The sequence below is a fragment of the Streptomyces sp. NPDC059649 genome (assembly GCF_042734445.1).
In the GTDB taxonomy this organism is placed as follows: domain Bacteria; phylum Actinomycetota; class Actinomycetes; order Streptomycetales; family Streptomycetaceae; genus Streptomyces.
In genome coordinates this window covers 1-21,028 of record NZ_JBHWDV010000052.1, presented here as the reverse complement: position 1 = coordinate 21,028, position 21,028 = coordinate 1, and the positions used below count along the sequence as shown (strand labels likewise).

Sequence of the window (21,028 nt, the reverse complement as noted above, 5' to 3'; positions counted from 1 at the left end):
CGCACCCTTCGACGGCCTCGGGCTGGTTCGCGGGCAGCATCAGGTACACGGGGCCTTGCATGGTTGTCGGCTTTTGGTGCATGCACCGATGCTGGCCTGCCCTTGCGGACGTATCTGCCCCCGTAGCCAGGACAGTTGGGGCGTCCCAGGCGTACCGTCGAAACGGCCCAAACGTCCAAGGGAGAAGTCTTGAACGTCGCCCCACGATCAGCTATGGCGGAGGCCGGTCTCACGAGCCGTAAACTTGCGGCCCGGGTAGGGGTCACGAGCAAGACCGTGGAACGGTGGCTGGCGGACGCCGGACTGATACCGCACGCAAGCAATCGAGAGGACGCCTGCCGGGCGTTGGGAGTCGATGAAGAGATGCTGTGGCCCCAGGCAGTGAAGGACCGGATCAAGACCGGCAACGACCGCGAGCTCGTCCACGCGTATCCGTACCGGTCCGCCTGCCCGTCCACCGTCTGGGCCGAGCTCGTCGAGGGAGCGGCCGAGGAACTGTTCCTCGCCGGGTACACGAACTACTTCCTGTGGACCCAGGTCCCCCGGTTCGCCGAGACGGTCCGCCGCAAGGCCGAGTCCGGGTGCCGGGTCCGGTTCCTGCTCGGGGACCCCGGTGGTGAGGTCACACGGCAGCGCGAGGCGATCGAGGACGTGGCCCTGACCGTGTCCACCCGCATCCGGACCACGGTGGAGCACCTGGACCGGATGGGTGCCGTACCGGGGCTGGAGGTGCGCTGCAGCAGCGCGGACGACGCAGTGAACCACGTATCGCTCTCGGTGTTCCGCTTTGACCACGATGCGCTCGTCACGCCCCATCTGGCACGGCTGGTGGGTCACGATTCGCCGCTGTTGCACCTGCGCCGCGAGGGTGCCGGGGGGATGTTCGACCGGTTCGCGGAGCATGCCGAGGAGCTGTGGGACCGTTCCGTACCGGTGGCCTGACCTGCGGAGCTTCCCTGGCGTAACGGTCACAATGGTGGGGTGGACGCTCCCATAGACCTGGCCGCTGCCCTGCGCCCCCGCCTGCCCTCCCCCCTCCAGGAAGTCGAGGACGAGGTCTTTGCGCGGCGGGGGGTGCGGTTGGTGCTCAAGCGGGATGATCTGATCCATCCGGATCTGCCGGGGAACAAGTGGCGGAAGCTGGAGCCGAATCTGCGGGCCGCCGCCGCGGCCGGGGCGCGGACGTTGTTGACGTTCGGCGGGGCGTATTCGAATCATCTGCGGGCGACCGCGGCGGCCGGGCGGTTGCTGGGGTTCGGCACCATCGGGGTGGTCCGCGGCGAGGAGCTGGCCGGGGCCCCGCTCAATCCGTCGCTGGCCCGCTGTGCCGCCGACGGGATGCGGCTGTACTTCCTGGACCGGGACCGGTACCGCCGCAAGTCCGAGTCGGAGGTGCTCGCCGCGCTGCACGACCGGTTCGGCGCGTTCCACGTCCTCCCGGAGGGCGGCAGCAACGCCCTTGCCGCACAAGGGTGTACGGAGCTGGGCCGGGAGCTGCGCGGGGTGGCGGACACGGTCGGGGTGGCCTGCGGCACGGGCGGCACGCTGGCCGGCCTCGCCGCGGGGCTGGGCCCGGGCCGGCAGGCCCTCGGCTTCGCCGTACTGAAGGGCGGCCGCCCGCACTTCCTCCAGGGGACGGTCGAGGAACTGCAGCGGGCGGCGTTCGGCGGGCCGCGCGGCGACTGGCGGCTGGAGGACCGCTTCCACTGTGGCGGTTACGCCCGCCGCACGCCCGAACTGGACGCGTTCGCGGACGCCTTCGAGCGGCGGCACGGCCTGCCGCTGGAGCGGGTCTACGTCGCGAAGCTGCTGTACGGGCTGACCACGCTGGCCGAGGAGGGCGCCTTCCCGAGCGGCAGTACGGTCGCGGCGGTGATCACCGGGGCGCCCTGAGCCCCGGGCCGACCGGCGTCAGGAGGTGCCTTCCCGGTACGCCGTCGCCTCCTCCAGGTCGAGCCGGCGCAGCAGGGTGCGCAGCATCTCGTCGTCGATCCGCCGGGTGTCCCGCAGCCGGACGAAGACCCGCCGCTCGGTGTCGATCATTTCCCGGGCCAGCCGCCGGTAGGTCTCGTCGGCGGACTCCCCGGTCACCTCGTTGACCGCGCCGAGCCGCTCCCACACGGAGTTGCGGCGCCGTTCCATGACGGTGCGCAGCCGGTCGGAGAGCGGTCCGGGCAGCGCGTTGCGTTCGTCCCTGAGCAGTTCCGTAAGGCGTTCCTCGGCGGCCCGGGAGGCCTCGTTCTGGGCCTCGGCCTCGGCCAGCGTCTCGGCCTGTGCGTCCCGGCCGGGCAGCCGCAGGGCGCGGATCAGCGGGGGCAGCGTCAGGCCCTGGACGACGAGGGTGCCGATGACGGTGGTGAAGGTCAGGAAGAGCACCAGGTCGCGGCCCGGGAAGGGCCCGCCGCCGTGCACGGTGGCGGGCACCGAGAACGCGATGGCCAGCGACACCACCCCGCGCATCCCGGCCCAGCCGACGATCACCGGCGCGGTCCAGTTCACTTCGGGCTCGCGGGCGCGGATCCGGGCGGAGAGCAGCCGCGGCAGGAAGGTCGCGGGGAAGACCCAGACGAAGCGGGCCCCGACCACGACGACGAACACCACCGCCGCGTACGCCAGCGCCGGGCCCGCCCCGTACGCCCCCAGGCCGCGCACCACCACCGGGAGCTGGAGGCCGATCAGCGCGAAGACCGCGGACTCCAGCAGGAAGGAGATCACCTTCCAGACGGCGTCCTCCTGGAGCCGCGTCTCGAAGTCGACCTGCCAGGACCGGTGCCCCAGATAGAGGGCCACCACGACGACGGCGAGCACACCGGAGGCCCCGACCTGCTCGGCCGCCGCGTAGGCGACGAACGGGATGAGCAGCGAGAGGGTGTTCTCCAGCAGCGCGGACTCCCGCAGCCGGACGCGGAGCCAGTGCAGCGGCACCATCAGGACCAGGCCGATGCCGATGCCGCCCAGGGACGCCAGGGCGAACTCCTTGAGCCCTTCGCTCCAGGTGGCGCCGACGCCGACGGCCGCGGCCACCGCCACCTTGTAGGCGGTGATCGCGGTGGCGTCGTTCACCAGGGATTCGCCCTGCAGGATCGTGGTGATCCGGTGCGGCAGCCCGAGCCGGCGGGCGATGGCGGTGGCCGCGACGGCGTCCGGCGGGGCGACGACGGCCCCCAGGACCAGCGCGGAGGTCAGCGGCAGGTCCGGGACGAGGAGGTAGGCCGCGTACCCGACCACCAGCGTCGCGAACAGCACATAGCCCACCGACAGCAGCGCCACCGGCCGCAGATTGGCCCGCAGGTCCAGGTAGGAGCTGTCCAGCGCCGCGGTGTGCAGCAGCGGGGGCAGCACCAGCGGCAGCACGATGTGCGGGTCGAGGGTGTAGTCCGGCAGGCCGGGGAGGTACGAGGCGGCGAGCCCGGCGGCCACGAGCAGCAGCGGTGCCGGCACCGGTGTCCTGCGCGCCAGCCCGGCGACCGCCGCGCTCCCCGCGACCAGCAAGAACAGCGCCATCACAGCCATCCGACCGTTCCGTCCCCTCACCCCGCCGCCGTCCGTCCCGGCGATCTAACCTGGCCATCATGAGCGAGTGCACGCACGTTGCCGGACTTCCGCGCGCCGAGCCGGCGCCGCTGAGCGCCACCTGCCGGGAGTGCGAGGCGGTCGGCAGCCATCCCGTACAGCTGCGGCTGTGTCTGGTCTGCGGGCACGTCGGCTGCTGCGATTCCTCGCCGTACCGGCATGCGACGGGGCATTTCCGGGAGACCGGGCACGCGGTGATGCGGACCTTCGAGCCGGGCGACTCCTGGCGCTGGTGTTTCGTCGACCAGAAACTGGTCTGACTGGTCTGACTGGTCTGAGGGGAAAGCGGGGTGCGGGAAAAACGGAGTGAGGCGTTCCCCGGCACCGTTTAGCCTTCAAGAATGATCCGCGAAGCGACCCCCGACGACGTCCCGGTCCTCCTCGCCATGATCGGCGAGCTGGCCGCCTACGAACGTGCCCCCGAGGCCGCCCAGGCCACCGAGCCGCAGTTGAAGGAGGCGCTCTTCGGGTCGCAGCCGGCGGCCTTCGCACTGATCGCCGAGGCGGACGGCGCCCCGGTGGGCTTTGCCCTGTGGTTCCGGAACTTCTCGACCTGGACGGGCACGCACGGTGTCTATCTGGAGGATCTCTACGTACGTCCCGAGGCGCGCGGCGGCGGCCACGGCAAGGCGCTGCTCGCCGCCCTCGCGGAGATCTGTGTGGCCCGCGGGTATGAGCGTTTCGAGTGGTCAGTCCTGGATTGGAATGAACCGTCCATCGGTCTTTACCGGTCGATCGGTGCCCGGCCCATGGACGAATGGACGGTCTTCCGGCTCACTGGAGAAGCACTGCACAACCTTGCGGGCGCATCATGCGTCAACGGAGGGTAATCACCCGCGATTTGACAGTGCACACCTCTAGCCACTGTCCGTACCCGTCGATTTACAATCAGTGACAGCGGGGGCGTCCCGCGACCCGGGCCGTTCGCGCCCGGAGAGCGGTCGTGCCCCTTCCGGGCGACACCGGCCCGCAGATCGCGATAGCGTCACAGCCGAACCATGTGCCGCGCCGGATCGTTCTCCTTTCGTCCGAGGGGAGAAAAGACCGGCGCGAAATATCCCCAACCGAGCGAATATCGCGTATTCCAGCTCAACCAGCTTGTGCCACCTTGGAGGTGAGGGTGTCCCAGATCGCAGGCGAGCCCGGGACTCAGGACTTCGTGGAAGTCCGTCTGCCCGCTGCGGGTGCCTACCTGTCCGTGCTGCGTACGGCCACGGCCGGGCTCGCAGCCCGCTTGGACTTCACCCTCGACGAGATCGAGGATCTGCGCATCGCGGTCGACGAGGCCTGCGCGATCCTGCTGCAACAGGCCGTCTCCGGCAGTGTGCTGAGCTGCGTCTTCCGCCTGATCGACGACGCACTGCAGGTGACCGTGTCCGCCCCGACGACCGACGGCCGCGCCCCGGAGCGCGACACCTTCGCCTGGACGGTGCTCTCCGCACTGGCCGGCAAGGTCGATTCCACCGTCGCCGAGGACCGTACGGTCACCATCAGTCTGTACAAGGAGCGCGGCGCCGGTCCCGGACCGTCATGACCGAACAGGGGGCCCCGTGAAAGATCTCGAACGCGGCGGGCGGATGGCGTCCAGTGCGACCATCCCCGGTCAGCAGGCCCGGCCGCATCCGGTGGGCGTAGACGACCACGGCGGCCGGTTGGACGCGGCGGAGCAGGCAGAGCGGGCGGACCACATGGACCAGAGCGAGCAGCAGGGGCAGCAGGAGCATCAGCATGATGCCCCCGCTCCCGACGACACGCTGCAGGAACCACAGCATTCCCAGGAGCCGCAGGACCGCAACGGCGCCCGGGCGATGTTCTACGAGCTGCGCGAGCTGCCCGACGGCTCACCGGAGCGCGCGGAGCTGCGCAACACCCTCGTCCGCATGCACCTCCCGCTCGTCGAGCACCTGGCCCGCCGGTTCCGCAACCGCGGCGAGCCCCTCGACGATCTGACCCAGGTCGCCACCATCGGCCTGATCAAGTCGGTGGACCGCTTCGACCCGGAGCGCGGCGTGGAGTTCTCCACGTACGCCACGCCCACGGTCGTCGGCGAGATCAAGCGGCACTTCCGCGACAAGGGCTGGGCGGTCCGCGTCCCGCGTCGCCTCCAGGAGCTGCGGCTGTCCCTGACGACGGCGACCGCCGAGCTCTCCCAGCGGCACGGCCGGGCGCCGACGGTGCACGAGCTGGCCGAGCACCTGTCGATCTCCGAGGAAGAGGTCCTGGAGGGCCTGGAGTCGGCCAACGCGTACAGCACGCTCTCCCTCGACGTCCCGGACACCGACGACGAGTCGCCGGCCGTCGCCGACACCCTCGGCGCGGAGGACGAGGCGCTGGAGGGCGTCGAGTACCGCGAGTCCCTCAAGCCGCTGCTGGAGGACCTCCCGCCGCGCGAGAAGAAGATCCTCCTCCTCCGCTTCTTCGGCAACATGACCCAGTCCCAGATCGCCCAGGAGGTCGGCATCTCCCAGATGCACGTCTCCCGCCTCCTGGCCCGCACCCTGGCCCAACTCCGCGACAAGCTCCTCGTGGAGGAGTGACCCACAGTAGCCACGGGAATACCCACCCGCTCCATACCGTTATGGCCCCGTAGGGGGCGCTCGCGACCCTTAGGGGATCCGTTCGCCCGTCCCCTACGGGGCCACCCCATTCCCCCAACACCCGCCCCCACCGGCCTCAACTTCCCCCCAACGGGAGGGGACGGGCCGGAGGGGCCTTGTTCGTGGGCTTCGCTTCCAGGGGCTCAATCAAGGACCGAAGGCGGAGCGCAGCGGAGCGTAAAGCGAAGCAGTCCACGAACAAGGCCCCGGAGGACCGTCACCGCACCCGACAACCACCAGCCCGCCGCTGGGGGTACCTCCCACGCCCTTTAGGCAGTGGGGGAGCAACGGCGAGACGCCCCGCGGCACCGCGGACAGGTACGTGGGAGGCGCCGCAAAGCGCAACGGCGAACAACAACCGCACCCGGACAGACGGGCACGAACGGGGCGCCGCAGGCGCAACGGCGAGAAACCACCACGGCGGGACGGCCAAGTGCGTACGGGGCACCGCCAAGCGCAGCGGAACGGCGGGAAAGCCAAAAACGTCGGCGGCCCCCGCTACGGCGTATCGCGCGACCCGATCCCCAACGCCTCCGTAGCCGTCGGGTTGATCAGCAGGACGAGGACGACGAGTGCGGCCAGCGCCAGCACGATGCCGCCCGCGATCAGTGCGCCGCCGCCGTGCACCAGCGTCCAGGCCACCGGCAGGGCGACGATCTGGGTGATCAGCGAGGGGCCCCGGCTCCAGCGGCGGCGCAGCCACAGTCCGCGCGCGGCGACCAGCGGCAGCACGGCCAGCGCGAGCACCGTCACCCCGCCCATCTCCGCCTGCTGCGGGCTGTCCGGCGAGCCCGTGAGCCCCATGATCAGCATGTACGCACCGAGGGCGGCCAGGGCGAGACCCTCGACCCCGGTGAGGGCCGCGGCGGCGCTCAGCCGGGCGGGCCGCGGACCGGCCGGTGCGGGCGCGGCGGGGGCGCCGGCGGCGCGCTTGACGGACTGCTTCTGCTGACTGCTCACCCCAGCAGGGTAGCGCCGGCGCCCCCGGCGCCCGGGAAGGCCCCGGACGCCGGATACGGTGAATCGGCCCACGGGCCGGCGGCCCCGCGTCCCGGGACGCCCTGTATGCGGACGGGGCGTGAGCCCGGTACCGGCAGGTAGGTACGCTGCTGCACATGCGCGCTCTTCTCGTGGTCAATCCCGCTGCTACCACCACCAGTGCGCGCACCCGCGAGGTCCTCGCCCACGCCCTCGCCAGCGACCTCAAGCTGGAGGTCGCCGAGACCCGGTACCGCGGGCACGCCCGGGACCTGGCCCGGCAGGCCACCGAGGGCGGGGAGACCGAGCTGGTCGTGGCGCTGGGCGGGGACGGCACCGTCAACGAGGTCGTCAACGGTCTGCTGGCGAACGGCCCCGATCCGGAGTCGCACCCCCGGCTGGCCGTGGTTCCCGGCGGCTCCACCAATGTCTTCGCCCGGGCCCTCGGGCTGCCCAACGATGTCGTGGAGGCCACCGGCGCCCTCCTGGACGCGCTGCGCGACGGCAATGAGCGCACCATCGGCCTGGGGCTCGCCGCGGGCACGCCGGGTACGGACGACGAGGGCGTACCGGAGCGCTGGTTCACCTTCTGCGCGGGCTTCGGTTTCGACGCCGGGGTCGTGGGCCGGGTCGAGCAGCAGCGGGAACGCGGCAAGCGTTCGACGCATGCCCTGTACATGCGACAGGTCGTACGGCAGTTCCTGGGCGAGGCGAACCGCCGGCAGGGGGTCATCACCCTCGAACGTCCGGGCGGCGCGGACGGCGCGGACGGTACGGCGGAGATCGTCGAGAACCTGGCGCTGGCCATAATCTGCAACACCGCTCCGTGGTCCTACCTGGGCAACCGTCCGATCTACCCGTCCCCGGACGCCTCGTTCGACACGGCCCTCGATCTGTTCGCACTGAGCAAGCTGTCCCCCTCGGCGGTGGCCCGGTATGCCACACAGCTGCTCACGTCAACCCCCGAGCGCGGCCCCCATGGCAAGCATGCGCTCTCACTTCACGACCTCACGAACTTCACCTTGCATTCGCAGGTGCCGCTGCCCTTTCAGATGGACGGCGACCACCTGGGGCTGCGCACGAGTGTGACGTTCACAGGCGTTCGCCGTGCACTGCGTGTGATTGTGTGAGCAGTAGGGCCCAAAGTCCTTTCACTCGAACGTTTAGACTGGTTTCCACCCCCTGGAATGACGGCTGTGACCGAGGCGACACCAAGGAATCAAAAAAAAGTTTCCGGAAGGGGTTGTATCCGCAGCCGAGGTTTGCGAGTCTCTTCATGGCGATCGGGACGGCCGCTTTAACGGCCCCCTTGAGAGCCCGAATCCTCCTCCTCATTCCCAGGACCGCACCAGTTCACGACTGGAGTTCGGCCCTTCCCTTGCGGGGGGATTCGTGAAAGCGTTCACATTCACAAGCAACGATCCCGTCACACGAGGAGATGGAGCAGCCATGGACTGGCGTCACCGCGCCGTTTGCCGCGAGGAAGACCCCGAGCTCTTCTTCCCCATCGGCAACACCGGTCCTGCGCTGCTGCAGATCGAGGAAGCCAAGGCCGTCTGCCGCCGCTGCCCCGTCATGGAGCAGTGCCTGCAGTGGGCGCTTGAGTCCGGCCAGGACTCCGGCGTCTGGGGTGGTCTGAGCGAGGACGAGCGCCGCGCGATGAAGCGCCGTGCAGCTCGCAACCGGGCGCGCAACGCCAGCGCCTGAGCCAGCCGCCCCGTGGCCCCCGAGCCGCAGCGCGCAGTACCCCCGATGCACACCCGACGCTGAGAAGCCCGGTCGTTATCGCATCGCAATAGCTTTGAGCCCCGGACCGATGGTCCGGGGCTTGTTGCTGTTCCGGGCCCGACGCGGGCCCCGGCCGGAACCAAGGAGCCGGACCAAGGAGACACACCTCACTCCTCAGTCCTCGCTCCTCACTCTTCAGCCACTCCCCGGTGCTGCTTCTCAGCCACCCGACCCGTGCTGGTTCTCCGCCGCCCCTCCCGTGCTGCTTCCCCGCCGTCGCCCCTCAGTGCTGCTTCTCCGGCCGTACCGGGATGTCGAGGAGGACCCGGGTGCCGCGCTCGGGTGCCCGGACCATGTCGAAGGTGCCGCCCAACTCCCCTTCCACCAGGGTCCGGACGATCTGCAGCCCCAGGTTTCCGGCGCGCTGCGGGTCGAAGTCCTCGGGCAGGCCGCGGCCGTTGTCCTGGACGGTGACGATCAGCCGGGGGTCGGTACGGCTGCCGCCGCGCACCGCGCCCACCTCGACGCTGCCCTGCTCGGCCTGGTCGAAGGCGTGCTCCAGGGCGTTCTGCAGGATCTCGGTGAGGACCATCGACAGCGGGGTGGCCACCTCGGCGTCGAGGATGCCGAAGCGTCCGGTGCGGCGGGTGATCACCTTGCCCGGGGAGATCTCCGCGACCATGGCCAGCACCCGGTCGGCGATCTCGTCGAACTGGACCCGTTCGTCGAGGTTCTGGGACAGCGTCTCGTGCACGATCGCGATCGAACCGACCCTGCGCACCGCCTCGTTGAGCGCCTCGCGGCCCTGTTCGGAATCCATCCGGCGGGACTGCAGGCGCAGCAGCGCGGCCACCGTCTGCAAATTGTTCTTCACCCGGTGGTGAATTTCCCGGATGGTCGCGTCCTTGGTGATCAGTTCCCGTTCGCGCCGGCGCAGTTCGGTGACGTCCCGCAGCAGTACCAGGGAACCGATATGCGTGCCCTTCGGTTTGAGCGGAATGGCGCGCAATTGGATCACGCCGTCATTGCCCTCGACCTCGAATTCCCGGGGCGCCCAGCCGCTGGCCAGCTTGACCAGGGCCTCGTCCACCGGGCCGCGGGCCGGGGCCAGTTCGGCGGTGGTCCGGCCGAGGTGGTGGCCCACGAGGTCCGCGGCGAGACCGAGCCGGTGGTAGGCGGAGAGCGCGTTGGGGCTGGCGTACTGGACGACGCCGTCCGCGTCGAGCCGGATCAGTCCGTCGCCGGCGCGCGGCGAGGCGTCCATGTCGACCTGCTGGCCGGGGAACGGAAACGTTCCGGCAGCGATCATCTGGGCGAGGTCGGAGGCGCTCTGGAGGTAGGTGAGCTCCAGCCGGCTGGGGGTGCGGACGGTCAGCAGATTGGTGTTCCGGGCGATCACGCCGAGCACCCGGCCCTCGCGCCGTACCGGAATGGACTCGACCCGGACCGGAACTTCCTCTCGCCACTCCGGGTCGCCCTCGCGTACGATGCGGCCCTCGTCCAAGGCGGAATCCAGCATCGGCCGGCGTCCCCGGGGGACGAGATGGCCGACCATGTCGTCCTGGTAGGAGGTGGGGCCGGTGTTGGGACGCATCTGGGCGACCGAGACGTAACGGGTGCCGTCGAGCGTCGGGACCCACAGGACGAGATCGGCGAAGGACAGGTCGGAGAGCAGCTGCCACTCCGAGACCAGCAGATGGAGCCACTCGAGGTCGGAGTCGCTCAGAGCGGTGTGCTGGCGTACGAGATCGTTCATGGAGGGCACGTCTTGGAGCCTACCGGCGTACGGTATGAGTGTTCTCCCCGCAAGGGCATGGACAAGTGAGAATGGTCTAGTCCAGAATTCAGCAAAGACCTCCGCTCTCCCCGCACAGGAGGGCGGAACGAGGCCCGGGCGCTCTCTGCCCTGACTGCGCCAAGGCCTCCGATCGACCGGTCCCAGGACGGGACGGCGACCCCGCCGCACAAGGGGAAGTCCACCGTCCGTACGGCGGGACCGGGCGATGTCAGCTCCGGGCTGCGGTGCCGTCGACAGGTTGAGGGTCCTGTCCCGGCGCCGCGGCCCGCGGGTGTTTCCGGGGCCGATGACGGCCTCCCCCGTGACCCACCGGCCCCCGTGCTCCACCGGCCCCTGTGTTCCACCGGTCCCCGTGCTCCACCGCTCCCGTGATCCACCTTCCGTACTCCACGGCGGGGAACGCGTGCTACCTTGATTCTGTACCGAGCGATACAAAACTTCGCCCGGCAGGCAGACACGGATGGGGAGGGGCACGTTCCATGGGTGCGCTCAGCGGCAGGACGGCACTGGTCACCGGCGGCGGCAGGGGGATCGGCCGGGCGATCTCGGAACGGCTGGCCAGGGACGGCGCCCGGGTGGGCGTCCACTACGGCCACGACGAGGCGTCGGCGAAGGAGACGGTCGCGGCGATCGAGGCCGCGGGCGGCGCGGCCTTCACCGTCCGGGCGGAGCTGGGCGTTCCGGGGGACGCCGAGGCGCTGTGGTCGGCGTTCGACGAGCAGGCCGCGGAGCTGGACGTCCTGGTCAACAACGCCGGGATCAACAAGGCCGTGGACGGGACGCTCAAGGGGATCGACGCGCTCACCGAGGAGGACTTCGACCGGCTCTTCGCGGTCAACGCCAAGGCGCCGTTCTTCCTGGTGCAGCACGGGCTGTCCCGGCTGCGCGACGGTGGGCGGATCGTCAACGTCTCCACCGGTCTGACCCGCGGTGCCGCGAAGCCGGAGTTGATCGCGTACGCCATGTCGAAGGGGGCGGTCGACGTGTTCACCTCGACCCTCGCCAAGGACCTCGGGCCGCGCGGCATCACGGTCAATGCGGTGGCACCGGGGGCGGTGGACACCGACATGAACGCCGGCTGGCTGCGGGGCGAGGACAACGCCGCGGCCCGGGAGCGGGTGCGCGGACTGTCGCCGCTGGGCCGGGTCGCGGGCGGTGCGGAGATCGCCGACATCGTGGCGTTCCTGGCCTCGGACGACAGCCGGTGGGTGACCGGGCAGTGGATCGACGCGACGGGCGGCGGCCTGCTCTGACGCCGCCTCACCCGCCCGTCACCGTACCGACGGAAAGCCGCCGCCCGCCGTTCCGCGCGACCACCGGGTCCGGGCGCCCACCCTCTGATAGATTGGTCTATACCACCTCGACTTCATGGACCCTTCTCCAGAACGGCAGGCCAAGCGTGGAAGTTGTCATCGTTCCGGACGCCACGGCAGGCGGCGAGCTGATCGCGGAGGCCATCGCCACCCTGGTGCGGCGCAAGCCCGATGCGCTGCTGGGGGTGGCCACCGGCTCGACCCCGCTGCCCATCTACCAGGCGCTGGCGGCGAAGGTCAGGGCCGGCGAGGTGGACGCCTCGCGGACCCGGATCTGCCAGCTCGACGAGTACGTCGGGCTGCCGGCCGGGCACCCCGAGTCCTACCGCTCGGTGGTGCTGCGCGAGGTGGTCGAGCCGCTCGGTCTGGACGAGGGCGCGTTCATGGGGCCGGACGGTACGGCCGAGGACGTGCAGGCCGCCTGTGAGGCGTACGACCGGGCGCTGGGCGCGGCCGGCGGGGTGGACCTCCAGCTGCTGGGCATCGGCACCGACGGGCACATCGGCTTCAACGAGCCCTGCTCGTCGCTGGCCTCGCGGACCCGCATCAAGACGCTGACCCGGCGGACCCGGGAGGACAACGCCCGGTTCTTCGACAGCCTCGACGAGGTCCCGCACCACGTCATCACCCAGGGCATCGGCACCATCCTGGAGGCCCGGCACCTGGTGCTGCTGGCCACCGGTGAGGGCAAGGCGGACGCGGTGGCCCATGCGGTGGAGGGCCCGGTGGCCGCGCTGGTCCCGGCGTCCGCGCTGCAGCTGCACCCGCACGCCACGGTCGTCGTCGACGAGGCCGCGGCCGGCAAGCTGAAGCTCGCCGACTACTTCCGCGCCACCTACGCGGCGAAGCCGGAGTGGCAGGGCATCTGATCCTTCCGGCGGGCCCGCACCCGCCCTGACCCGGCCGGGGCGTTCCTACGGGAGCGCCCCGGCCGGTGCGTATCCGGCCGGTGCGTGGTGCGTATCCCGGCCGGTGCGCATCCCGGCCGGCCGGGTCTCAGCGGCGCCCGGTGAGGGCCTCGGCGGCGGCCCGGCCGCAGACCCGGGCGGCGCCGTGGGTGGCGAGGTGGAGGGCGCCCCGTGGCGGGGCCTGCGGGACGCCCATCTCGACGACCGCGGTGTCGGGGCGGGCCGCCAGGAGGGCGTCCAGGGCGTCGGCCATCCAGGGGTGGCGGTGGACATCGCGGACGACGGCCACGACGCGGCGGCCGGCGGCGGCGGTGAGCAGGTCCGCGACCAGGGCCGGGGTCCCGGCCGTGGTGGCGGCGTCCGCGGTGTAGGTGCCGGTGTCGGTGCCCGGCAGCAGGCGGGCCAGTTCGGCGGCGACGCCCCAGGGGGTCTCGTCGCCGACCGCGATGTTGGCGAGCGGGGTGAAGGCCGCGACGTAGGCGGCGCCGGTGAGCGGCGCCCAGGGTTGCCCACCGGCGGTCCGGCGCAGGGCGCGCCGGGCGGCGGTGAGGCCGATGTCCGGTGCGGGCACGGCCCCCTTCCGCGCGGCCCCTTCCCCCGCGTCCGCGGCCTGGGTCCAGCGGGCCAGGGCGCGCACCCGTTCCGCGGCGTCGGCGAGCCGCTCCTCCGGCAGTTCGCCGTCGCGCACCGCCGCCACCAGGGCGTCGCGCAGCCGCAGCACGGTGTCCTCGTCGGCCAGTCCGCCGCCCACGCAGATCGCGTCCGCGCCGGCCGCGAGGGCGAGCACGCTGCCGCGTTCGATGCCGTAGGTGGCGGAGATCGCCCGCATCTCCATGCCGTCGGTGACGATCAGGCCGTCGAAGCCGAGGCCGCCCTCGGTGGCGGGGGCGCGCAGCAGGCCGTGCAGGGCGGCCGGGCTGAGCGTGGCGGGGCGGTCGCCGTCCAGGGCGGGCAGCAGGATGTGCGCGCTCATCACGGCGCGGGTGCCGGCCGCGACGGCGGCGTGGAACGGGACGAGTTCGCGTTCCCGGAGGGTGGCCAGGTCGGCGGCGATCCGCGGCAGGTCGAGGTGGGAGTCGACGGCGGTGTCGCCGTGGCCGGGGAAGTGCTTGGTGCAGGCGGCCACGCCGGCGGACTGCAGGCCCTCGACGTAGGCGGCGGTGTGCCGGGCGACCAGGTGCGGGTCGGCGCCGAAGGAGCGGACGCCGATGACCGGGTTGTCCGGGTTGGAGTTGACGTCGGCGGAGGGCGCCCAGTTGAGGGTGATACCGCACTCGGCCAGCCGGCGGCCGAGTTCCCGGGCGACCGCGCGGGTCAGGGCCGGGTCGTCGACGGCGCCCAGTGCGTGGTTGCCGGGGAAGGAGGAGCCGCCGCGCACTTCGAGGCGGGTGACGTCGCCGCCCTCCTCGTCGACGGCGACCAGGACGTCCTCGCGTTCCCGGCGCAACCGGGCGGTCAGCGCGGCGAGTTGGTCCGGGTTTGCGACATTGCGGCCGAACAGGCCGACCGAGGTCAGGCCCTCGCCGAGCCGGCGCAGCAGCCAGTCGGGGGCGGTGGTGCCGGTGAAGCCGGGCTGGAGGACGGCGAGCGCGTCGCGGGTGAGGGTGTCGGTGGGGCGTACCGGGCGGACGAGAGGTGGCATGGCGTGCGTTATCCCTTCACTGCGCCGGAGGTGAGACCGCCGACCGCCTTGCGTTGCAGGAACAGGAAGAGGACGAGGATCGGCACGGCGAAGATCGAGGCGGCGGCCATGGTGGCGCCCCAGTCGTCGCCGAACTGACTCTGGAACTGGGAGAGCCACAGCGGCAGGGTGCCCATGGCCGGCTCCTTGTTGAGGACCAGCACCAGCGGGAACTCGTTCCAGGCGGTGATGAAGCCGAAGAGGGAGGTGGCCATCAGGCCGGGTGCCAGCAGCGGGAAGACGACCTTGCGGAACGCCTGCCCGCGGGAGCAGCCGTCGACCATCGCGGACTCCTCCAGTTCCCTGGGCACCGCGGCGACGTAGCCGCGCAGCGTCAGCAGGGTGAAGGGCAGCACCATCAGCGTGTAGAAGCAGGTGAGCGGCACCAGGCTGTTGAGCAGGTCGGCGTCCCGGACGATCAGGTAGATGGAGATCACCATGACCTCCCAGGGCGCCATCTGGGCGACCATGAAGGTCAGCAGGATGCCCCGGCGGCCCTTGAAGCGCATCCGGGTGAGGGCGAACGCCCCCGAGAGCGCGATGACCAGGGACAGCCCGACGGCCAGCACGGTCACGACGACCGAGTTGCCGGCCAGCGCCCAGAAGTGGGGGGCGTTGACGGCCGCCGCGAAGTGCTCGACGGTGCCGTGGAAGGGGAACCACACCGGGTCCTCGGTGATGATGTCCCGGGTCGGTTTGAAGGCCGTGCTGAACATCCAGTAGACGGGGAAGGCGAAGCCGAGGGCGAGCAGGGCCGCCGTGGCGTTGGGCCAGATCCGGCCAGCGGTCGAAAGGGCCGTGCGCTTCACAGCTCGTTCTCCTCTTGCTGTTCCTGCCGGAGCGTCAGGCGCAGGTAGTACGCGGTCATCACGAGCAGTACGGCGAGGGTCAGCAGGGAGATCGCGGCGCCCATGCCGAAGTGGAGGTTGCCGACGCCCTCGGTGAAGGCGTAGATCGGCAGGGTTTCGGTGAGCCGGTCCGGGCCGCCCTGGTTGATCGCGAAGATCTGCGGGAACGCCTTGAAGACCCAGATGATCTCCAGGAACGTGGTGGCCAGGAAGAACGGTTTGAGGAAGGGGAAGGTGACGGAGGTGAAGACCTTCCAGGTGCCGGCGCCGTCCATCCGGGCGGCTTCGTAGAGTTCCCTGGGGATGGTCGTGGTGGCCGCGTAGAGGTTGAGGGCCACGAACGGCAGGGACTGCCACACGATCAGCACGGTGATGACGAAGAAGGTCGACAGCTGGGTGCCGACCCAGTCGTAGTGGGCCATCGCATGCCAGCCGAGCCGGTCCAGCGTCCAGTTGACCACGCCGTAGCGGGAGTCGAAGAGCCACTGGAAGACGGTGGTGGCGGCGATCACCGGCATGGCCCAGGCCAGGACCAGGGCGAGCGACAGCGTCAGCCGCATCTTCTTGCCGAGCCGGGCCAGCAGCAGGCCGATCAGCACGCCCAGGACCATGATCAGCACGACGTTGACCGCGGTGAAGACGACGGTCCGCAGGGTGACCCGCCAGAACTGCTCGCTGCCCAGGATCTCCTGGTAGTTGCCGGTCCCGCGCCAGTCGGTGAGGTGCTGGATCAGCTCCTTCATGTTGAGGTTCTGGAAGGAGAGCAGGAGGTTGCGGACCAGCGGCCAGCCGAGGAGGACGGCGGTGGCGAGCAGGGCCGGCAGCAGGAGGAGGTACGGGGTGCGGCGGGCGGGGGGCCGAGGGGTGGGGCGGGCGGTCCGGCTGCCGCCGGTGCCGCGGGCGGGCGGGGCTCCCCCCTTGCCGTTGCGCGGCGCGGCCTTGTCCACCGCGTCGTCGAGCTGCACTGCCATGGGCCCCTGTTCCCCCTTGTGGTCGCCGTGTTGCCGTGAAGGTCGGTGTGCACCCGCTGACGCGCGTACGGGGCCGGGGACGGCCGGCCCCGTACGCAGCCGGTGTGGTTACTGCTTGGCGAGCCGCGTGTTGATCTCGGACTCGATGTCCTTGGCGGCGTCGGCCGGGGACTTACCGTTCAGCACGGCCGTCATGTAGTTCTTGAGGGGATTCGGGACGTTCTCCACGGCGGCCCATTGCGGAATGAGCGGGGTGGTACCGCCGGACTTCTGTGCCGCGGGGGCGGCGGCCGCGGCGGCCGGATTCTCCTTGGCGGCGCCGGCCAGGTCGGCGGACTTCGGGGTCCAGCCGGCCTCCTTGACCATCTGCCCGTCGTTCTCCTTGGAGAGGGCGATCTTCAGGAATTCCTTGGCGAGTTCCTGGTTCTTGCCCCCTCCGGCCACCGCGAAGTTGGAGCCGCCGAGGAAGACTCCCTCGGGCTTGTCCGCGGTCTCGCCCGGAATGGTGAAGAAACCGATGTCCGGCTTGATGTCCGGGTTGGCCTTGACGGCGGTGGCGGCCTCGTAGCCCATGGCGATGAGGGCGCCGGTCTTCCCCTTGGCGAAGACCTCGGCCTGCTGCGGGGTGGCCTCGTCCTTGTTCTTCGGGGCGGTGCTGAAGGACTGGTACTGCCGGTAGATGTCCATGGCCTTGGAGACCTTGGGGTCGCCGAGGTTGGAGACCCACTTGCCGCCCTGCTTCTTCACCAGGTCGGCGCCGGTGCCGATGGTCAGGCCGTCGAAGAAGTACCAGTTCTGGCCGGGCAGGTAGAGCGGTTCGGCGTCGGTCTTCCTCTTGATGGTGTCGAGGTCCTTGAAGAGCTCGGAGCGGGTCTTCGGGATGCCCTTGATGCCGGCCTTCGCCCAGATCTTCTTGTTGTACATCACCACGCGGTTCCCGGCGTACCAGGGAAGTGCGTACTGCTTTCCGTCCATGAGCGACGCCTTGTTGAACGCGTCGTTCCAGTCGGCGCCGATGTCCTTCTTCAGGTCACCGAGCTCGGCCAGGGCGCCCGCCTTGGCGTAGGCGGCGGTCTGGGTGTTGCCGATTTCGACGACGTCCGGCGGGGTGTCCTCGGAAAGGGCGGTGCTCAGCTTCTGCTGAATGCCGTTCCACTGCTGGACCTTGAACTCGACGGTGGCGCCGGTCTTCTTCCTGAATTGCTCGGAGACCTGCTTGGTCCACTGTTCCGGGTTCGATCCGCTCATCACCCAGACGGTCAGCTTCTGGCCCTTGAAGCCGTCCGCGCCCGTCTTCCCGCCGTCGCTGGACCCACAGGCAGCGACACTCACCAGCATTCCCGCGACCGCCGTCGCTGCTATGAGCCCACGCTTCATTGCGCTCTCCCCTAAAGGCCGGGTGTGGTCTTTAATGGTTTAGACCAGTTCCCGCAGCTTGGCCTAGACCTTTTGGGGTGTCAAGGGTGTATAAGAGTCGCTGTCAGGTCCGTTACCGGACCGACATCTGGCGGGCCGGGACCTGCGAGAGGGCGCGGGGAACCCTTCCGTGCCACGATGTGAGCCGCTACGTACGGAGGAGCCGGTGACGGCAGCAGGACAGGGGTCGGAGAGGCGGGTCATGGAGACCGAGGGCGGCAGCGCCGAGAGCGGCGGCGGCACGCGGACCGCGCGGGTGCCCAAGTACTACCGCCTCAAGCGGCACTTGCTGGAGATCACCGAAACCCTGCCGCCCGGTACCCCGGTCCCGCCCGAGCGCACCCTCGCCGCGGAGTTCGACACCTCGCGGACCACCGTCCGCCAGGCGCTCCAGGAACTGGTCGTCGAGGGCCGGCTGGAACGCATCCAGGGCAAGGGCACCTTCGTGGCCAAGCCCAAGGTTTCCCAGGCGCTGCAACTGACCTCCTACACGGAGGACATGCGCGCCCAGGGCCTGGAGCCGACCTCCCAGCTGCTGGACATCGGCTATGTCACCGCCGACGACCGGCTGGCCGGACTGCTGGACATCGCGCCCGGCGGCCGGGTCCTGCGCATCGAGCGGCTGCGGCTGGCCAGCGGTGAGCCGATGGCGATCGAGACCACCCACCTGTCGGCCAAGCGCTTCCCCGCGCTCCGCCGCAACCTCGTCAAGTACACCTCGCTCTACACCGCGCTGGCCGAGGTCTACGACGTCCGGCTCGCCGAGGCGGAGGAGACCATCGAGACCTCGCTCGCCACCCCGCGCGAGGCCGGACTGCTGGGCACCGACGTCGGCCTGCCGATGCTGATGCTCTCCCGGCACTCCCTCGACGCCCAGGGACAGCCGGTGGAGTGGGTGCGCTCGGTCTACCGCGGCGACCGCTACAAGTTCGTCGCCAGGCTGCAGCGCCCCGCGGACTGACCGGTTCCGCGCGTTCCGAGCGGCTCCCCGCGGCCCGAGCGGCACCCGGCGGGCACCGAACTACCGCTGCCCGCCGGGTCTTTCCGGCACGAAGTGTCCATACCGATATGCGGACACCTAGTGACGCGCGCCACTGCCCTGCCATAGATTTCCAGCCGATTACCCAGGAGACAGTCAGGGACGGAGCCACGCCGATGCCAGAGCCAGCCGAATCACCGACCAGCAGACAGGTCGTCACCCCGACACGCATAGTGGCCGGACTGTGCCTGCTGGCTCCGTTCGTCTCGATGCTGTGGGTGAGTTCGTACGCCAGGATCGAGCCGACGCTGATCGGGATCCCGTTCTTCTACTGGTACCAGATGGCGTGGGTGCTGATCTCGACGGTGCTGACCACCGTCGCGTACAAGCTCGTCCGGCGTGAGCAGCGCCTCCGCAAGGACGGTGTCCGATGAGCGCCCTCGCGACCGCGGCCCCGGCGACCGCCCGGCTGGCCGCCTCCCAGACCCACGGCGTCAACGGCGTGGCCCTCGCCGTCTTCGTCTTCTTCTTCCTGGCCGTGACGGTCATGGGCTTCCTCGCCGCCCGCTGGCGCAAGGCCGAGCAGTCCGCCAACCTGGACGAATGGGGTCTGGGCGGCCGCAGTTTCGGCACCTGGATCACGTGGTTCCTGCTCGGCGGTGACCTCTACACCGCGTACACCTTCGTGGCCGTCCCGGCCGCCATCTACACGGCGGGCGCCTCCGGCTTCTTCGCCGTGCCGTACACGATCCTGGTCTACCCCTTCATCTTCCTGTTCCTGCCCCGCCTCTGGTCGGTCTCGCACAAGCACGGCTACGTCACCACCTCCGACTTCGTCCGCGGCCGCTTCGGCTCCAAGGGCCTGTCGCTGGCGGTGGCGCTCACCGGCATCCTCGCCACGATGCCGTACATCGCGCTCCAGCTGGTCGGCATCCAGGCGGTGCTGGACGTGATGGGCATCGGGGGCGGTGAGCACACCAACTGGTTCGTCAAGGACCTCCCGCTGCTGATCGCCTTCGCGGTCCTGGCGGCCTACACCTACTCCTCCGGCCTGCGCGCGCCCGCCCTGATCGCCTTCGTCAAGGACGGCCTGATCTACCTCGTCATCGGCGTGGCGATCATCTACATCCCCATCAAACTGGGCGGCTTCGACAGCATCTTCCACGCGGCCGGCAAGGCGCTCGCGCAGCCCGGCGCGGTGCCCGGCAAACCACGCGGCGAACTGACCAGCGGCCCCAACGCCCAGTGGGCGTACGCCACTCTGGCGCTCGGCTCGGCCCTGGCGCTGTTCATGTACCCGCACTCCATCACCGCGACGCTGTCCTCGCGCAGCCGCAACGTGATCCGCCGCAACACCACGATCCTGCCGCTCTACTCGCTGATGCTGGGCCTGCTGGCACTGCTCGGCTTCATGGCGATCAAGGCCGGTACGGACATCCAGGGCAACCCGCAACTGGCCATCCCCCAGCTGTTCGAGGACATGTTCCCCAGCTGGTTCACCGGCGTCGCGTTCGCCGCGATCGGCATCGGCGCCCTCGTCCCGGCGGCCATCATGTCCATCGCGGCCGCCAACCTCTTCACCCGGAACGTCTACAAGGACTTCCTCAAGCCGGACGCCACGCCCGAACAGGAACACAAGGTCGCCAAGCTGGTCTCCCTGCTGGTCAAGGTCGGCGCGCTGGTCTTCGTCCTCACCATGGACAAGACCGTGGCCATCAACTTCCAGCTGCTGGGCGGGATCTGGATCCTGCAGACCCTGCCGTCCCTGGTCGGCGGCCTGTTCACCCGCTGGTTCCACCGCTGGGCGCTGCTGACCGGCTGGGCGGCCGGCATGCTCTACGGCACGCTCGCGGCGTACGGCGTGGCCACCCCGAAGCAGAAGCACTTCGGCGGCCCCAGCGCGGAGATCCCCGGCCTCGGGGAGATCGGCTACATCGGCCTGACCGCGTTCGCCCTGAACGTCGTCGTCGCGGTCGTCCTCACCCTCGTCCTGCGGGCCGTCAAGGCCCCCGACGGCACGGACGAGACCAGCCCCGCCGACTACACCGCCGACGCGGGCGACAAGGGCGTCCTCGCCGACCTCCCCCCGGCCACCGCGGGGGCACCGGCGGGGCATTGAGCCACCACCTTCGAGGCGGAACGGGCGCCGCGTACCCCCCCGGGGGGGGGGCGGGCCCGTGGCGGGGCGGGGGCGGTTACACCCTCCAATATAGGCAGAGGTTAGAGGGGGTTTGGGAC

20 protein-coding genes are annotated in these 21,028 nt (G+C 70.4%); 13 read left to right on the top strand and 7 right to left on the bottom strand.

All coding sequences use genetic code 11. The features are described from left to right. Positions 1 to 363: 363 nt before the first annotated feature. Both ACFV1J_RS33840 and ACFV1J_RS33835 read left to right on the top strand, forming a co-directional pair. The gene (locus ACFV1J_RS33840; RefSeq protein WP_385864617.1) at positions 364 to 942 is read left to right on the top strand and encodes an XRE family transcriptional regulator; all 579 of its coding nucleotides are present in this window, start codon (positions 364 to 366) and stop codon (positions 940 to 942) included. A 39-nt stretch (positions 943 to 981) separates the two neighbouring features. Next, on the top strand, positions 982 to 1,893 hold the full coding sequence (locus ACFV1J_RS33835) for a 1-aminocyclopropane-1-carboxylate deaminase/D-cysteine desulfhydrase (protein WP_385864615.1): 912 nt from the start codon (positions 982 to 984) through the stop codon (positions 1,891 to 1,893). Between the two features lie 18 nt (positions 1,894 to 1,911). Here the strand turns inward: ACFV1J_RS33835 and ACFV1J_RS33830 are convergent, their stop codons facing one another. After that, complete coding sequence (locus ACFV1J_RS33830; RefSeq protein ID WP_385864612.1) at positions 1,912 to 3,513, bottom strand: Na+/H+ antiporter; 1,602 nt, start codon at positions 3,511 to 3,513, stop codon at positions 1,912 to 1,914. Positions 3,514 to 3,572: 59 nt separating this feature from the next. Here ACFV1J_RS33830 and ACFV1J_RS33825 point away from each other — a divergent pair, with 59 nt between their 5' ends. The 4 genes from ACFV1J_RS33825 to ACFV1J_RS33810 all read left to right on the top strand — a co-directional run bounded on the left by ACFV1J_RS33825 (position 3,573) and on the right by ACFV1J_RS33810 (position 6,110). Further along, positions 3,573 to 3,833: a UBP-type zinc finger domain-containing protein gene (locus tag ACFV1J_RS33825; protein WP_030413517.1), complete on the top strand. Its 261-nt coding sequence runs from the start codon at positions 3,573 to 3,575 to the stop codon at positions 3,831 to 3,833. A gap of 81 nt (positions 3,834 to 3,914) precedes the next feature. After that, complete coding sequence (locus ACFV1J_RS33820; RefSeq protein ID WP_385864610.1) at positions 3,915 to 4,403, top strand: GNAT family N-acetyltransferase; 489 nt, start codon at positions 3,915 to 3,917, stop codon at positions 4,401 to 4,403. 290 nt (positions 4,404 to 4,693) lie between these two features. Beyond that, a complete protein-coding gene (locus ACFV1J_RS33815; protein WP_030413515.1) occupies positions 4,694 to 5,107 on the top strand; it encodes an anti-sigma regulatory factor in 414 nt (137 codons plus the stop codon). 43 nt (positions 5,108 to 5,150) lie between these two features. Beyond that, entirely contained in the window at positions 5,151 to 6,110 is a 960-nt protein-coding gene (locus ACFV1J_RS33810; protein WP_385864679.1) for an RNA polymerase sigma factor SigF, read from the top strand. Positions 6,111 to 6,668: 558 nt separating this feature from the next. Here ACFV1J_RS33810 and ACFV1J_RS33805 read toward each other — a convergent pair. Continuing rightward, entirely contained in the window at positions 6,669 to 7,130 is a 462-nt protein-coding gene (locus tag ACFV1J_RS33805; protein WP_385864607.1) for a hypothetical protein, read from the bottom strand. Positions 7,131 to 7,285: 155 nt separating this feature from the next. Between ACFV1J_RS33805 and ACFV1J_RS33800 the strand changes: the two genes are divergently transcribed. After that, positions 7,286 to 8,278, top strand: coding sequence for a diacylglycerol/lipid kinase family protein (locus ACFV1J_RS33800; protein WP_385864605.1), 993 nt, complete (start codon positions 7,286 to 7,288; stop codon positions 8,276 to 8,278). A 319-nt stretch (positions 8,279 to 8,597) separates the two neighbouring features. Next, the gene (locus ACFV1J_RS33795; protein ID WP_003983230.1) at positions 8,598 to 8,855 is read left to right on the top strand and encodes a WhiB family transcriptional regulator; all 258 of its coding nucleotides are present in this window, start codon (positions 8,598 to 8,600) and stop codon (positions 8,853 to 8,855) included. 304 nt (positions 8,856 to 9,159) lie between these two features. On the opposite strand, the gene ACFV1J_RS33790 is transcribed toward ACFV1J_RS33795, so the two are convergent. After that, positions 9,160 to 10,632: a sensor histidine kinase gene (locus tag ACFV1J_RS33790; RefSeq protein WP_385864677.1), complete on the bottom strand. Its 1,473-nt coding sequence runs from the start codon at positions 10,630 to 10,632 to the stop codon at positions 9,160 to 9,162. Positions 10,633 to 11,153: 521 nt separating this feature from the next. Between ACFV1J_RS33790 and ACFV1J_RS33785 the strand changes: the two genes are divergently transcribed. Continuing rightward, positions 11,154 to 11,927, top strand: coding sequence for an SDR family oxidoreductase (locus ACFV1J_RS33785; RefSeq protein ID WP_385864603.1), 774 nt, complete (start codon positions 11,154 to 11,156; stop codon positions 11,925 to 11,927). A 146-nt stretch (positions 11,928 to 12,073) separates the two neighbouring features. Then, positions 12,074 to 12,856, top strand: coding sequence for a glucosamine-6-phosphate deaminase (gene nagB / locus ACFV1J_RS33780; protein WP_385864601.1), 783 nt, complete (start codon positions 12,074 to 12,076; stop codon positions 12,854 to 12,856). Positions 12,857 to 12,983: 127 nt separating this feature from the next. On the opposite strand, the gene ACFV1J_RS33775 is transcribed toward nagB, so the two are convergent. From ACFV1J_RS33775 to ACFV1J_RS33760, 4 genes are all read right to left on the bottom strand, one after another. Beyond that, positions 12,984 to 14,537 carry a glycoside hydrolase family 3 protein gene (locus ACFV1J_RS33775; RefSeq protein ID WP_385864598.1) on the bottom strand — a complete coding sequence of 518 codons (1,554 nt, stop codon included), beginning with the start codon at positions 14,535 to 14,537 and terminating at the stop codon, positions 12,984 to 12,986. Between the two features lie 8 nt (positions 14,538 to 14,545). Further along, positions 14,546 to 15,385 carry a carbohydrate ABC transporter permease gene (locus ACFV1J_RS33770; RefSeq protein WP_385864596.1) on the bottom strand — a complete coding sequence of 280 codons (840 nt, stop codon included), beginning with the start codon at positions 15,383 to 15,385 and terminating at the stop codon, positions 14,546 to 14,548. After that, entirely contained in the window at positions 15,382 to 16,395 is a 1,014-nt protein-coding gene (locus ACFV1J_RS33765) for a carbohydrate ABC transporter permease (protein WP_385864593.1), read from the bottom strand. The genes ACFV1J_RS33770 and ACFV1J_RS33765 overlap by 4 nt, the downstream gene beginning before the upstream one ends. Before the next feature lie 108 nt (positions 16,396 to 16,503). Then, the gene (locus ACFV1J_RS33760; protein WP_385864591.1) at positions 16,504 to 17,772 is read right to left on the bottom strand and encodes an extracellular solute-binding protein; all 1,269 of its coding nucleotides are present in this window, start codon (positions 17,770 to 17,772) and stop codon (positions 16,504 to 16,506) included. A 241-nt stretch (positions 17,773 to 18,013) separates the two neighbouring features. Between ACFV1J_RS33760 and ACFV1J_RS33755 the strand changes: the two genes are divergently transcribed. The 3 genes from ACFV1J_RS33755 (at position 18,014) to mctP (ending at position 20,909) form a co-directional block, all read left to right on the top strand. Further along, positions 18,014 to 18,772 (top strand): GntR family transcriptional regulator, encoded by a 759-nt coding sequence (locus tag ACFV1J_RS33755; RefSeq protein WP_385864675.1) that lies wholly within the window; start codon positions 18,014 to 18,016, stop codon positions 18,770 to 18,772. A gap of 194 nt (positions 18,773 to 18,966) precedes the next feature. After that, the gene (locus ACFV1J_RS33750) at positions 18,967 to 19,224 is read left to right on the top strand and encodes a DUF3311 domain-containing protein (protein ID WP_385864589.1); all 258 of its coding nucleotides are present in this window, start codon (positions 18,967 to 18,969) and stop codon (positions 19,222 to 19,224) included. Between the two features lie 113 nt (positions 19,225 to 19,337). Continuing rightward, complete coding sequence (gene mctP, locus ACFV1J_RS33745; RefSeq protein ID WP_385864673.1) at positions 19,338 to 20,909, top strand: monocarboxylate uptake permease MctP; 1,572 nt, start codon at positions 19,338 to 19,340, stop codon at positions 20,907 to 20,909. Positions 20,910 to 21,028: the final 119 nt, after the last annotated feature.